General features: G+C 52.0%; 10 protein-coding genes. 3 read left to right on the forward strand and 7 right to left on the reverse strand.

The window, feature by feature from the left end; genetic code table 11:
- Window positions 1–8 precede the first annotated feature (8 nt).
- The 3 genes from aroC to upp all read left to right on the forward strand — a co-directional run bounded on the left by aroC (window position 9) and on the right by upp (window position 2,808).
- Window positions 9–1,085 carry a chorismate synthase gene (aroC, locus tag FDZ78_RS09825; protein ID WP_107032717.1) on the forward strand — a complete coding sequence of 359 codons (1,077 nt, stop codon included), beginning with the start codon at window positions 9–11 and terminating at the stop codon, window positions 1,083–1,085.
- Window positions 1,082–1,978: a TIGR01212 family radical SAM protein gene (locus FDZ78_RS09830; protein WP_136408484.1), complete on the forward strand. Its 897-nt coding sequence runs from the start codon at window positions 1,082–1,084 to the stop codon at window positions 1,976–1,978. The genes aroC and FDZ78_RS09830 overlap by 4 nt, the downstream gene beginning before the upstream one ends.
- 176 nt (window positions 1,979–2,154) lie before the next feature.
- Window positions 2,155–2,808, forward strand: coding sequence for a uracil phosphoribosyltransferase (gene upp / locus FDZ78_RS09835; RefSeq protein ID WP_107032719.1), 654 nt, complete (start codon window positions 2,155–2,157; stop codon window positions 2,806–2,808).
- 192 nt (window positions 2,809–3,000) lie between these two features.
- On the opposite strand, the gene metK is transcribed toward upp, so the two are convergent.
- From metK to FDZ78_RS09870, 7 genes are all read right to left on the reverse strand, one after another.
- Entirely contained in the window at window positions 3,001–4,329 is a 1,329-nt protein-coding gene (metK, locus tag FDZ78_RS09840) for a methionine adenosyltransferase (protein WP_136408485.1), read from the reverse strand.
- A 409-nt stretch (window positions 4,330–4,738) separates the two neighbouring features.
- Window positions 4,739–7,207 carry a polysaccharide biosynthesis tyrosine autokinase gene (locus FDZ78_RS09845; RefSeq protein ID WP_137426198.1) on the reverse strand — a complete coding sequence of 823 codons (2,469 nt, stop codon included), beginning with the start codon at window positions 7,205–7,207 and terminating at the stop codon, window positions 4,739–4,741.
- A gap of 167 nt (window positions 7,208–7,374) precedes the next feature.
- Window positions 7,375–8,181: a polysaccharide biosynthesis/export family protein gene (locus FDZ78_RS09850; RefSeq protein WP_136408487.1), complete on the reverse strand. Its 807-nt coding sequence runs from the start codon at window positions 8,179–8,181 to the stop codon at window positions 7,375–7,377.
- 261 nt (window positions 8,182–8,442) lie between these two features.
- Window positions 8,443–8,934: a hypothetical protein gene (locus FDZ78_RS09855; protein WP_107032723.1), complete on the reverse strand. Its 492-nt coding sequence runs from the start codon at window positions 8,932–8,934 to the stop codon at window positions 8,443–8,445.
- Window positions 8,935–9,017: 83 nt separating this feature from the next.
- Window positions 9,018–11,606: an ATP-dependent chaperone ClpB gene (gene clpB / locus FDZ78_RS09860; protein ID WP_123399320.1), complete on the reverse strand. Its 2,589-nt coding sequence runs from the start codon at window positions 11,604–11,606 to the stop codon at window positions 9,018–9,020.
- Window positions 11,607–11,826: 220 nt separating this feature from the next.
- Window positions 11,827–12,684: an energy transducer TonB gene (locus FDZ78_RS09865; RefSeq protein ID WP_124075568.1), complete on the reverse strand. Its 858-nt coding sequence runs from the start codon at window positions 12,682–12,684 to the stop codon at window positions 11,827–11,829.
- A gap of 50 nt (window positions 12,685–12,734) precedes the next feature.
- Window positions 12,735–13,481, reverse strand: coding sequence for a biopolymer transporter ExbD (locus FDZ78_RS09870; RefSeq protein WP_123399324.1), 747 nt, complete (start codon window positions 13,479–13,481; stop codon window positions 12,735–12,737).
- Between the last annotated feature and the right edge of the window lies 1 nt (window position 13,482).

Here is a 13,482-nt window from a genome sequence, read left to right on the forward strand (position 1 = left end):
GACAGACTATGAATACAATCGGAAAGATATTTACTTTCACCGGATTCGGTGAAAGTCACGGTGCCGCCATCGGCGGTGTCATCGACGGTATGCCCGCAGGGGTTGAAATAGACCTTGAAAAGGTGCAGCATGAGCTTGACCGCCGCAAACCGGGGCAGTCGGCTGTCACTACAGCCAGGAAAGAGAGCGACACGGTGGAGATTCTTTCCGGGCTGTTCGAGGGACGCACTACCGGCAGTCCGATCGGTTTCATTATCCGCAATGAGAACCAGCATTCGAATGACTATGATCATTTGAAAGACGCGTTCCGCCCGTCGCATGCCGATTTTACATATACAGCCAAATATGGTCTTCGCGATCATCGCGGAGGCGGCCGGTCAAGCGCGCGTGAGACTGCCACAAGGGTTGTGGCCGGAGCTTTTGCGCGGCAGGCTTTGGAGCAGTGGGGCATAACGGTCCGGGCCTATACTTCTCAGGTGGGTCCGCTTGTCCTTGACAAGGATTACGGCGGTATGGATCTGTCTGTAGCTGAAAGCAATCCTGTAAGGTGTCCGGATCCTGAGATGGCTGCCGAGATGGAGGCGCTGATACTGAAGGTGAAAAGCGAAGGTGACACGATAGGCGGTGTGGTCGACTGTGTGGTCAGCGGTGTGCCTGTCGGTATCGGTGATCCTGTGTTCGGGCGTCTTGGCGCGCGTCTTGCCGAGGCTATGATGAGCATAAATGCGACCAAGGGCTTTGAATACGGTATGGGATTCCGTGGCGTAGAGCTTCGGGGCAGTGAAGTGCTTGATCGCTTTGTTGCCGGACCAGACGGCGAGATATCTACTCTTACCAACCATTCGGGAGGCATTCAGGGCGGAATTTCAAACGGCCAGGACATAACTTTCCGTGTGGCTTTCAAACCCGTGGCCACTCTTATGCAGGATGTCTGCACGGTTGACCGTGATGGAAACGAGATCGTGATCAAAGGAAGGGGACGCCATGATCCCTGTGTGGTGCCTCGCGCAGTGCCGGTAGTAGAAGCGATGGCGGCTATTGTTATCCTTGATGCCTGTCTGATGAACCGAGCCTCTCGCCTATGAAGCCTTACAGGGATTTTTCAGATTTTCTGAGAGGGCATTTTGACGGGAAAGTCCAGAAAATCACTGTCAATGCCGGTTTTACCTGTCCGAACCGCGACGGAAGCAAGGGCCGTGGCGGATGCACCTATTGCAACAATCAGTCATTCAATCCCGATTACTGCCGCCCTTCGCTGAGCGTCAGGGAGCAGCTCGAACGCGGCAAGGAGTTTTTTGCCCGGAAGTATCCTCAGATGAAATATCTGGCCTATTTCCAGGCATACACCAATACGCATTCAGATGATATCGACCGGCTGATGGCTCTCTATCGTGAGGCACTTGATGTGGACGGTGTGGCGGGGCTGATCATCGGTACCCGTCCTGACTGTATGCCTCAGGATCTTCTCGACCGTCTTGCCGGGCTTCGGGAATGGGTGATGGTGGAATATGGAGCGGAAAGCGCATGTGACCGCACTCTTGAACTGGTGAACCGTTGTCACACATGGGCCGACACTGTTGATGCTGTCAACCGCACTCACGCAGCAGGACTTCCGTGCGGGCTGCATCTGATCATGGGTCTTCCGGGTGAAGATGAGGCGACGATGCTTGAAACTGTCGACCGCATCAATGAGCTGCCTGTCGACACTGTAAAATTCCATCAGCTTCAACTGGTCAGAGGCACCAGAATGGCTTCAGACGTCGAAGCGGGGCTGTATGACATACCCCGTTTTACGGCAGAGGAGTATATCAGTCTATGCGTCAGGATACTTGACCGGCTGCGCAAGGATATTGCGGTGGAGCGTTTTGTGTCGCAGTCTCCGTCCGACTTGCTTATCTATCCGCGCTGGGGATTGAAAAACTACCAGTTCACAAATCTGCTCCACAACCAGCTTGCCGAAGCGAGGAATATAATATAGCCGGGGGCACCAAATACACCTTGTGTTCTTGTCTGTGACAGGAATTCTCTGTAATTTTGTGTTTATAATATATAGGTGCCTTATAAGTCTTACATTAAAAGATTGTTTCTTGACGACCTCCAAGGAGGCTTTGGGCAATCTCCTGTCAATAAATTAAAAAAGTTAATCAGAATATCATGGAAGTAATCAATTTTGCTGATCAGCCTTCGCTGGTCAGCCAGTATATGAGCGAATTGCGCGATGTCAATGTGCAGAATGATATGTTGCGTTTCCGCCGCAACCTTGAGCGTATAGGCGAGATCATGGCTTTCGAGATTTCGAAGCGTATGCGCTACAAGACAGTCGATGTCACTACACCGCTGGCGGTAGCTCCATGCCAGATTCTCGACGAGCAGGTGGTTCTCGCAACGATTTTCCGTGCGGGAATTCCGTTTCACAAAGGTTTTCTTGATTATTTTGATCATGCTCAGAATGCTTTCGTGTCGGCCTACAGAAAGTATCGCGAGAAGGAAAATTTCGATGTGTTTATTGAATATATCGCTTCTCCGAAGCTCGACGGAAAGACTCTGATAATCGCTGATCCGATGCTTGCCACCGGTGCTTCGATGGAGTTAAGCTATCGCGCTCTGCTCACCAAGGGTGAACCGGCTCATGTGCATGTGGCTTCCATCATTGCCTCGAAAAAGGCTGTCGATTATGTGCGCGAGACTTTCCCGGCTGATAAGACAACTCTGTGGGTAGGTGCGATTGACGATGTGATCAACGAGCATTCCTACATAGTGCCCGGTCTGGGCGATGCAGGCGATCTTGCTTATGGTATAAAGGAATAACAGAGCCAGGGAAGGTTCTCGAATTAAGAGGTTGTTTAAAAACAACCTCTTGATAAGCCTCATGAAAATTTAATAAGCCTCATGGAAAACAAGAGTCTGTGACGTCTGTTTCCCATGAGGCTTAAATGTTATGGCTAATGTAGTCAGTCAGTATTCCGGCGAAGATCCGGCTGAAATACAGATGTCGAATGTTCAATCAATTCCGAAGGCTTTTTTTACGGCCGGAACGGCATCGAGTTTCTCCCATGTGAAGAGTTCGACGGTGCGTGTGAACGGCTTTTCGTATTTTGAGTGGAATGTCTTTGTGACAGTCATCGGCTGGCGTCCCATGTGGCCGTAGCTTGCGGTCTCGCGATAGATAGGGTTGCGCAGTCCGAATCGCTTTTCGATGGCATAGGGGGTCATGTCGAAGCATGGCATCTCTGTCACTATGGCTGCGATCTCGGTGTCGGAGAGTTTTACCTTGGCTGTGCCGTAGGTGTTGATGCAGAGGCTGACAGGCTTGGCTTCGCCGATGGCGTAGGCAACCTGCACGAGGACACGGTCAGCAACTCCTGCGGCCACAAGGTTCTTTGCTATGTGGCGGGCGGCATAGGCTGCCGAGCGGTCTACCTTGGAGGGGTCTTTGCCTGAGAATGCTCCACCGCCGTGTGCTCCGTGGCCTCCGTAGGTATCGACTATGATTTTGCGGCCGGTCAGACCGGTATCTCCGTGGGGACCTCCGATGACGAATTTTCCAGTGGGGTTGACAAGGAGCTTGACATCGTCGCCGATCAGAGCGGCTTCTTCCGGACGGAGCTTGGCCTTGACGCGGGGAATGAGTATGTTGCGGACATCGTCGGTAATTCTCTCCTGCATGGCTCGGTCAGCGGCAGCGCGGGCTGCGTCGGTGTCTTCAATCGGTTGGATGAATTCGTCGTGCTGGGTGGAGATGACTATGGTGTCGACGCGGAGGGGGCGGTTGTTTTCGTCATATTCGACCGTTACCTGGCTTTTTGAGTCGGGGCGCAGATAGGTGTGCTGACGGCCGCGTTTGATGTGAGTCATTTCTTTTTCCTCGCGGCGAATGTCGGCAAGCTCGCGGAGGAGACGGTGGGAGAGGTCGATGGTGAGAGGCATGTAGTCGAGAGTCTCGTTGCAGGCATAGCCGAACATCATGCCCTGGTCACCTGCGCCCTGTGCTTCAAGTTCGCTGCGCTCTACTCCGCGGTTGATGTCGGCGCTCTGTTCGTGAAGGGCTGAGAGCACTCCGCAGGCTTCGCCATCGAATTTGAGGGCGCTGCGGTTGTAGCCGATGTTGCGGATCACATCGCGGGTCACTTCCATGAGGTCTATATAGGCTTCGCTTTTGACTTCGCCTGCTATTACAACCTGGCCGGTGGTGACGAGGGTCTCGCATGCTACTTTTGACTTGGGGTCACGGGCGAGAAACTCGTCGAGTATGGCATCGGAAATCTGGTCTGCGACTTTGTCGGGATGGCCTTCCGAAACTGATTCGGAGGTGAAGAGATAAGTTTTCATATTTTGAAACTGGTAAAAAAATAAAATGTCGAAAACAGCTTTTGTTGCGTGGATAAGACGCGGCTGCTTCAACATTTTCATCCGGTGTAAGTGAATGCCCGGCGGCATTCCGGTGCCGGATTCGTTTATGCTCAAAAGTCAATCCTCTGATTGATGGTGACAGTCTCTTTCAGCGTTCTGCTGCAATGCTTTGGAGGCAGGGGCGTAAATGCGGTTGAAAGAGGTGCAGTTTTAGCATTTTTTGAAGTGGTTGCAAGCAGCCAAATTTGTCCACTTTTTGATTTCGGGTGCAAAGTTAAAAAGAATCCGTCTGACTTGCAAATAAATTTTTGCAAGCCGGACGGATTCCGATATTGCGGTTGATCATTGGGCGGTTATCAATCCGATGTTATCGGCTAAGCCCGTATGATCAGGATTTTTTATCATAGGCCGAGTAATAAGAGGCGCGGTTATAGGGGGCGCCGGATGTCAGAGTGCCGTTAAGGATCACCATGAAATTGTGATAGCGGCGCGAGTCATAGATTCGGTCGATTTCCGGGATCATGCGGCGGTCCAGCAGGCCTGCGCGCAGAATGAAGATGGTGATGTCAGCGAGCGGAGCGATGATCGATGCATCGGCCACGAGTTCGGCCGGCGGACAGTCAAGGAATATATAGTCATACTCCTGACGGTATTTTTCGATCAGCTGTTTCAGCCGGTCGGAGTAGAGCAGTTCCGAGGGGTTGGGGGGAATGGTGCCTACGGGGAGCAGGTAGAGACCCGGACATTCGGTCTGCTGGATGTATTTGTCGCAGTTGTCAGTCGCTCCTGAAATGTAGTCAGTGATGCCTCGTGAGTGGTCCGGGAGGATACGGGAGACGGAGGCGCGACGCAGGTCGAGGTCGATGATCAGTACCTTGCGATTTTTTTCTTTCAGAGCCAGAGCTGCCGCGAGGTTGAGCGAGATGAATGATTTTCCTGAGCCGGGATTGAATGAGGTGACCATTATCACGCGGTTCTGACTGTTGCGTGTCATGAACTCAAGGTTGGCGCGCACCATGCGGAATGATTCGTCGATGATACTGCGGCCGTGATCGCGGACGAGAAGCGAGGGGGCTTCTTCGATCTGTGAGTTTTTGCCGAGAATGTCACGCCAGCGGCGGCGCCAGCGGCGTACGTGCAGGGTGTTGCTGTCAGAAGATTCCGGAATCTCGCCGATCAAAGGAGTGCGGATGCCTTCAAGGTCACCGCGGTTGCGCAGACGGCTGTTCATGCTTTCGTCAATGAACAGAATGAAGCCTGGAATCAGGATGCCGAGCGCGAAGCAGATGAGGAGAATGTTGCGCGAGATTGGTGCGGTTGGGCGGTTGGAGCCCATCGGTGGTGTGATGATGCGGGTGTTGTAGGGCGTGAATGCCAGTGTGAGCTCGTTTTCTTCTCTCTTCTGGAGCAGATAGAGATAGAGGGCTTCCTTGACTTTCTGCTGGCGTTCTACGGACAGGAGATATTTGGCCTGTCCGGGCGATGAGGCTATTTTCCGGCTTGTGGCTCTGTCGCTTCTGATCAGAGAGTTGAGCTGGGTCTGAAGAGCGCGCTCCTGGTTGGTGAGCGATGAGACGAGCGCGCTGCGCATGCTGCGTAGGTTCTTGTCATAGTCCTGGAGCAGAGGGTTGGTATCGCCTGTTGAGTTTGAAAGTTTGTCGCGTTCGAGTTGCAGCTGGTTGAATTCATTGATCTGCGCCTCGATGCCTGGATTTTCAAGTCCGGCGTTTGCGGGGACGAGCTGGCCATTTGTGTCGGGATTCTTGATATAGTCAAGGATGAACTTTGAAATGGCGATCTGAGTGGACACCTGCATCTGCTGTTTGGTGTTCTCATTGGCGTCTTCCATATACATGGCCGAAGCTGCCGCTACGTCGGGCACGAGATGTTCGCCTTTGAAGTCGGCTATGTCGCTGTCGACGTTTCCGAGTTCCTGTTCGATGACGCGCAGACGCTCGGCTATGAACCTGGAGGTCGATTTGGCCATTTTGGCTTTGTCGTCGACCCATTTTTCATTGTAGATGTCTATGAGGGTGTTGAGAAAATCGTCGGCACGCTGGATGCTGACGTCTTTGATCGTGAAGTCAATGACTGTGGAATTGTCATCGGCGAGGTTTTCCGAGAGCCTGGCTTTGTAGGCTTCGATAGCGTCAGAGATGCTGTAGCGGAAGATTTTGATCGTGTTTCCGAATCTTTTGGCGTAAGCGGGACCAGGATTGATTGTGATAGGACCGAATGAGGTGGCCACAGTGTCACCGATATTGACCGTCATTTCGGAAGGGTCACATTCGACTCCGTTGAGCATCATTTTTGAAATGTCGATCTTTCCGTCGTCACGGATGTCGAGTTCCATTGATGCCGATTGTTTTGAGGGGATAGACAGAAAATCGACGGACACAGGGCAGGAGTCGCCATAGAGTGTTATGTTTTTCAGATTATGGCGGTAGATGTAGTCAGTCTGCAGGCCGAGTCTCTGGATCACATCGGCGATTATGGCCGGCGACTGGAAGGCGAGCATCTCGTTGTTGACGTTTGCCGAACTCTGGAAGAGGCCGATGTCGCTGAGTGCGCTTGCCACTCCCTGACTTCCGGATTCGGTGTCTTCGTTGATCATAACGGAGGCTGTCCGGGTGTAGGTTTCGGGAGTGCTCATTATGTAGAGCACTCCAAGACCGAGGAAGATTATAATGGAAATTACGAACCATTTCCATTTGTTCAGGCAGAGAATGAAGAAGTCATGCAGGTTGAAAGAGCTGTCGTCTGTTTCTGGTGCCTGAGGCGATGGAGCCGCTTCCGGCCGGGCGGATGCGGGATTGTATGGATATCCTTCGGGAAACGGGTTGCTGTTCTGAGTCATTTTTTTGACACGTTTTTTAGTAGTAGTGGTCCTTTTATGGAAGAATCTTGAATTGGCGGAGCCTTAGAGGTTGTTTTTTAACAATCTCCTGGTTCTGGCCTTGGCCTTTGGAGAGGATGAATCCGGTTGGAATTTGGCGTGACGGTCTGAAAAAGAGGCCGTCGGCATCACTTGAGTATGATGAGCGAGGTGATTGTTGTGGCCAGAGATGCGAGGGAGATCCAGAATGATGTTGACTGGAAGGTGTTGCCGTTGAGTGTGCTCTGGCGGATTCTGGTTTTGTTGGGATCAATGTAGATTACGTCGTCCTGCTGCACGAAATAGGCCGGGGAGTTGCGCAGTTTCTCTACATCGAGCAGGCTTACGATGTATGTTTCCTGGCGGTCGCCGTAGCTGCGCACGAGTTTGACTTCCTGACGCTTGCCATAGATAGTGAGGTCGCCGGCGAGGCCGAGCGCGTCGAGTATGGTCATGTCATCACGGTCAATGGCGTATGAACCGGGTTTTGCTACTTCGCCCATCACGGTTACGATTCCGTTGGTAAGTTCGACTGTCACCACGGGGTCGCGTACGAGGTCTTTGGAGATAAGCATGCCTTTGATGAGGGCGGCGATTTCAAGGCGTGTCATGCCTTCGACTTTGATTTCGCCAAGGAAAGGAAAGTCAATCGAGCCTTCCGGCGATACGGTGTATGCGCTGAGTCCCTGACTGGTTCCGCGGCTGGATGCCGAGGTGCCGATGTTGCGCGGGACGTAGGGCAGATTGAACATGTCGGTGAGCTGCGCGTCACGTGAGTTCACGACGATTGAAATCTTGTCGGCCGGTTTGATCTTTATTGTCTGGGTGGGGACTGTGTAGATCTGAGCGTCTTTAAGATCTTGAAAATAAGTGATGTCTTTTGGCGTAGAGCATGCGGCCGAGGCCAAGAGAAGAATAATCAGAATTGAGATCTGGTTGAAACGGAGGTGAAGCATAATCAGCTTATGGCTTTGATGCGTGGTGAATTGAATTGTAAACAGGTGTTGAAACTGTAGGGCCGTATTACGGTGCAAAATTAATATTTTTTTTGGTATCAACTGCAACTATCCGGCATAAATGAGAAGACCGGTGTCGGTTGGCTTGTCTGGGGTCTTTATCCGGAGCGTGTAATGGCGGTCACTCCGGCCGTCCTTGTTGAAAGGTCGGGCAGAATGGCCGCCATATCGGATTGATGTCACATAGTGAATCTCATGTGCTTATTTTCCCTGATCAGTGATCTGGGTGTCGGGGGTAAGAGTGCCGCCGCCTTCACCGCCTTGGTCTCCGCCGGGTTCCTGAGTGTCGTTGGGGAGGACGTTGAATTTGAAGCGGGCTACTGCGAATCCGACAGATTTGCCGACCTGGAGCACTGTTGCCTGGACGCCGAGATAGTGTTCGCCTACTTCGAGTTCGGTAGTGTTGATGTTGATGGCGAAAGGCATGATATCAGTACGGCCAACGGGCACACCGTCAAGGAAATATACAACATTGGTGAGCGTAGCTTCTTTGGTGCCTTCTGCCGGGATGGCTTTCAGGGCGTTGATTTCGAGGGTGTTTCCCTGAACTACGCTGACAACTCCGTTTTCCTCGGTGCCTCCTGAATAGTCAATTGCCAGAGATACGTTGGGGAGGTCCTTGTCGTCATCGTCACATGATGTGAAGACGCCGAGTAACGGAAGGACTAAGAGCAGATAAAGAAATTTTTTCATAAGTTGCAGTAAAATAGTTTTGAGTAAAAAATAGGTAGAGTATGATAAATTATTGATAAAGAGCGCCATTGTCGGCGCAAGGATCAGTTCCTGAATACGATGTCAGATCCGTCATGGTCGATTATGATCGGATGTTCGCGGTCTACTTTCTGGGCGAGAATGTCTTTCGATAGCTGGTTGAGCACCAGACGGTGGATCACTCGCTTGACCGGACGGGCTCCGAATTCCGGATCGTAGCCCTCTTCGGCGAGAAATTTCAAGGCCTTCGGGGTGACTTCGAGGGTGATTCCGTTTTTGGCGAGCATCCGCTGGATCGACTTGATCTGCAGGCCTACGATTTCTTCGATTTCCTTCTCGTTGAGCGGCGTGAACATTATGATCTCGTCGATGCGGTTGAGGAATTCCGGACGGATAGTCTGCTTGAGAAGTTCGATCACTTCGCCTTTGGTCTTATCAATGACTTCGCCTCGGTTTTCGGGAGTCATTTTTGCGAAGTTGTCGCGGATGAGAGGCGAGCCCATGTTGGAGGTCATGATGATGATGGTGTTCTTGAAGTTGACCATGCGGCCTTTGTTGTCGGTCAGACGGCCGTCATCAAGTACCTGCAGCAGGATGTTGAACACATCGGGGTGGGCTTTCTCGATTTCGTCGAACAGAACCACGGAGTAGGGCTTGCGCCTTACGGCTTCGGTCAGCTGTCCGCCTTCGTCGTAGCCTACATATCCCGGAGGTGCTCCGACGAGTCGGCTGACGGAGTGTTTCTCCTGATATTCGCTCATGTCGATTCGGGTCATCATGTTTTCATCGTCAAACAGATATTCGGCGAGGGCTTTTGCCAGTTCTGTCTTGCCGACACCGGTGGTGCCGAGGAAGATGAACGAACCGATGGGGCGACGTGGATCGTTGAGGCCTGCGCGTGAGCGGCGTACAGCATCGGCTATGGCTGCGATAGCATCGTTCTGCCCGACAACCCGGTTGTGGAGTTCGGCTTCGAGATGGAGGAGTTTTTCTTTTTCGCTCTGCACCATCTTGTTGACAGGAATTCCTGTCCATCGGGAAACCACATCGGCTATGTCTTCCGAGTCAACCTCTTCTTTAATGAAGGCTTTTTCTCCCTGCATCATTTTCAGCTGTTCCTGAATGGCGGCGTTTTCCTGTTCTTTCTGCTGTACTTTCGAGTAGCGGATTTCTGCCACTTTGGCATAGTCGCCCTCGCGTTCGGCGCGTTCGGCGTCGAAGTTGAGCTGTTCGATGTCTATCTTGTTCTGCTGGATCTTGTTGATCAGGTCTTTCTCGGCCTTCCATTTGGCTGTGAATTCTTTTTCCTGATCGCGCAGATCGGCGAGCGATTTTTCAATTTCCTTGACTTTTTCTTTGTCACCCTCGCGCTTGATGGCCTCGCGCTCAATCTCTTTCTGGGCAATCAGACGGGTGATTTCGTCAAGAGCCTGCGGCACGGAGTCGATCTCAAGACGCAGCTTGGAGGCGGCCTCGTCCACCAGGTCGATGGCTTTGTCGGGAAGGAAGCGGTCGGTTATATAGCGTTCTGACAGGGTTACGGCGGCTATGATCGCTTCGTCGCGGATGCGGACTTTGTGGTGATTTTCGTAGCGTTCCTTCAGGCCGCGGAGGATGGCAATGGCGGCGGCCTCGTCAGGTTCGTTGACCATCACTTTCTGGAAGCGGCGTTCGAGTGCTTTGTCTTTTTCGAAATATTTCTGATATTCGTCAAGAGTCGTGGCTCCGATGGAGCGGAGTTCGCCGCGGGCGAGCGCGGGTTTCAGTATGTTGGCGGCATCCATCGCGCCTTCTCCTTTGCCTGCTCCGACGAGGGTGTGGATCTCGTCAATGAAGAGTATGATCTCGCCGTCGGCTCCGGTGACTTCGTTGACTATGGCTTTGAGTCGCTCTTCGAATTCGCCTTTGTATTTGGCGCCTGCGACGAGGGCTCCCATGTCAAGAGAGTAGATCTGCTTGGTGCGCAGATTTTCCGGAACGTCGCCGCGGACTATGCGCTGGGCAAGGCCTTCGGCTATGGCTGTTTTACCGGTGCCAGGTTCGCCGATGAGCATGGGGTTGTTTTTTGTTCGTCGCGAGAGGATCTGAAGCACACGGCGGATTTCATCGTCGCGGCCTATCACCGGATCGAGCTTGCCTTCACGGGCGCGTTCGTTCAGGTTGATGGCATATTTCGAGAGGGCCTGATAGGTGTCTTCGGCACTTTGGTCAGTAGCTTTTTTGCCTTTGCGGAGTTCTGCGATAGCCGATTCGAGTTCCCGTTGGCTCAATCCGGCGTCCTTGAGAATGGTCGATGCCGGAGAGTTGACTGAGAAGATGGCTAAAAGCAGAGCTTCGAGGGTGACATATTCGTCACCTTGCTTTTTTGCTAAGTCAAGTGCTTTCTGCAGGACGTCGTTTGAACTGCGGCTGAGATAAGGTTCGCCTCCCGACACTTTCGGTTCGGCTGCAATCTTGCTGTCAACTTGTCGCATCAAAGTGGCAGTATTGGCTCCGACTTTGGAAAAGATGAAGTTGATGAGCGATTCGCCTTCAGTCATGACTCCTTTGAGAAGATGCACGGGTTCGATGGCCTGATTACCTGCTCCGCGGGTAATTTCGATAGCCTTCTGAATGGCTTCCTGTGATTTGATAGTGAAATTGTTGAAGTTCATGAGCTATGTTGAAGTAGTGAGTTTTGTCTGTCATGATGGCCCGCAGAGGGGCCTGGGCCTTGGCCGGTGCGTTGTTTGACCGGCTACTATAATAGTTTAACAAAAATCATGCCGATTGGTTGAGTTGTCAGTCAGGATTGAGGCAAAAAACGAGCCGCCGTCTTTACCGCAACAGGTAAAGACGGCGGCTGCCGTTAGTCTGATGAGAATCGAGTCAGGATCAGATACCCTGGAGTTTGAATGTCACGGGGAGGGTGTACCATACGTTCACCGCGTGACCGTTCATCTTGCCGGGGACGAATGCGGGAAGTGACTTCACCACGCGCACAGCTTCCTTGTCAAGATCGGGGTCCTTAGAGCGGAGCACCTTCACTTCACCGACCTTACCGGTCTTGGTGACGACGAACTGTACGACTACGCGTCCCTGAATGTTGTTCTCCTGAGCCATGGCCGGGTAGCGGATGTGCTCGCTCACCCATTTGAGGAGTGCGGCATCGCCACCGGGGAACTGGGGTTTCTGTTCAACCACGGTGAATACCTGGTTGTCATCCACGGGTTCGGGTTTCTTTTCTTCAACGATTACTTCTTCTTTGTGTTCGCGAACCACATTGAGGTCATCGGTACCCTTGTCAAAGTCAGTGGTACCCACGGCAGTGTCAGTGTCCTTGAGTTCGTCCTGAGATTTGATTTCCTCTACTACTTCTTCGTCTTTTGTGATCTGAAGTTCGGTTGCCTTTACGGTGTTGAGGATTTCTTCAGGAAGAGCTTCGGGCTTCTGCTCCTCTACGCGCTGCATTTCTTCTTCTTCGGGCTCATCGTCCTGCTGGTCATCGGCAGTGTAGTCGATCATGGCCTGTTCGATCTGGTCTTCGGGACGTTCTTCAGCTTTCTGAAGCACGGTGTTTGCGAGGAGACCGAGGAGGCCGACCAGGAGGAGCACGATAAGAATAACGAGCATCGCGCGGTTGTGGCGTCCGGCAGAAGCCTTGCGGAGCTCATAGGCTCCGAAGTCTTTGTTCTTGCCTTCGAAAATTATGTCAATCCATTCTTTTGATGAAAGATCTACGTCTTTTGCCATAGTTTCAATAGAAATTTTTCAGGGTTAATTATATATCTGTCATCAAAAGATTACTTCTTCGGGTTCTTCTTGAGGAAGTCAAGAATGAGCGCTGAGTCTACCTGGTTGATGTTGTCAATCTGGTAGCGGGAAATCTGGTTGATCTGCATTTCGTCGAGAGCGCTGATCAGGCTTTCCCATGAAGCTTCAGGAGTGGCCTTGATGATAACCACCGGACGGGTAAGAGTAGAGTCGTTACGGATTTCGCGGGCACGAGCCTGATAGATAGAGTCGTTGACTGCTGAAATCGGAGAGAACTCTTTGGCGCGCCAGCGAGCTTTCTCTTTTTCGATTTTACTCAGAACCTGGAGGTTACGATCGTGGAGGATCTTGCGGATGCCTTGCTGGAGTTTTCCGTCGTTACCGAGGAATTTTTCAGCGTTGAGCTTGTTGTTGTCAATAAGACCGTCGCCGTTAGCGTCAGCGATTTCAGGCATGCCTTCGTAGTAGTAAACCACGTTCATGGGGCGGCCTGCGTCATCTTTCTTGACTTCGCCGTTGGCATTGCGTTCAGTAGTCAGGATGAGGGTGATAGCCTCTGATTCCTTTGCTTTGTTCATCTGCTGTTCCTCAACTTTCTCATTCGAGGGGAGTGAGATGGTGAGGGTCTGAGATTTGATCATTGTGGTACAAAGCATGAAGAATGTAATCAGAAGCATGTTCATGTCCACCATGGGGGTGAAGTCCACGTGGATAGACATCTTTTTCTGGGCGCCTTTTTTCTTCTTGCCGCCGTCTGATTGTTCTATTTGTGCCATA

The organism is Duncaniella sp. B8 (genome assembly GCF_005304985.1).
In the GTDB taxonomy this organism is placed as follows: Bacteria; Bacteroidota; Bacteroidia; order Bacteroidales; family Muribaculaceae; genus Duncaniella; species Duncaniella muris.

What these genes read in the sequence shown, in the direction of transcription:
- FDZ78_RS09855 (WP_107032723.1), bottom strand. Translation starts at nt 8,934, where the DNA reads ATGAAAAAATTTCTTTATCTGCTCTTAGTCCTTCCGTTACTCGGCGTC.
- clpB (WP_123399320.1), bottom strand. Translation starts at nt 11,606, where the DNA reads ATGAACTTCAACAATTTCACTATCAAATCACAGGAAGCCATTCAGAAG.
- FDZ78_RS09830 (WP_136408484.1), top strand. Translation starts at nt 1,082, where the DNA reads ATGAAGCCTTACAGGGATTTTTCAGATTTTCTGAGAGGGCATTTTGAC.
- aroC (WP_107032717.1), top strand. Translation starts at nt 9, where the DNA reads ATGAATACAATCGGAAAGATATTTACTTTCACCGGATTCGGTGAAAGT.
- FDZ78_RS09870 (WP_123399324.1), bottom strand. Translation starts at nt 13,481, where the DNA reads ATGGCACAAATAGAACAATCAGACGGCGGCAAGAAGAAAAAAGGCGCC.
- FDZ78_RS09850 (WP_136408487.1), bottom strand. Translation starts at nt 8,181, where the DNA reads ATGCTTCACCTCCGTTTCAACCAGATCTCAATTCTGATTATTCTTCTC.
- FDZ78_RS09845 (WP_137426198.1), bottom strand. Translation starts at nt 7,207, where the DNA reads ATGACTCAGAACAGCAACCCGTTTCCCGAAGGATATCCATACAATCCC.
- upp (WP_107032719.1), top strand. Translation starts at nt 2,155, where the DNA reads ATGGAAGTAATCAATTTTGCTGATCAGCCTTCGCTGGTCAGCCAGTAT.
- metK (WP_136408485.1), bottom strand. Translation starts at nt 4,329, where the DNA reads ATGAAAACTTATCTCTTCACCTCCGAATCAGTTTCGGAAGGCCATCCC.
- FDZ78_RS09865 (WP_124075568.1), bottom strand. Translation starts at nt 12,684, where the DNA reads ATGGCAAAAGACGTAGATCTTTCATCAAAAGAATGGATTGACATAATT.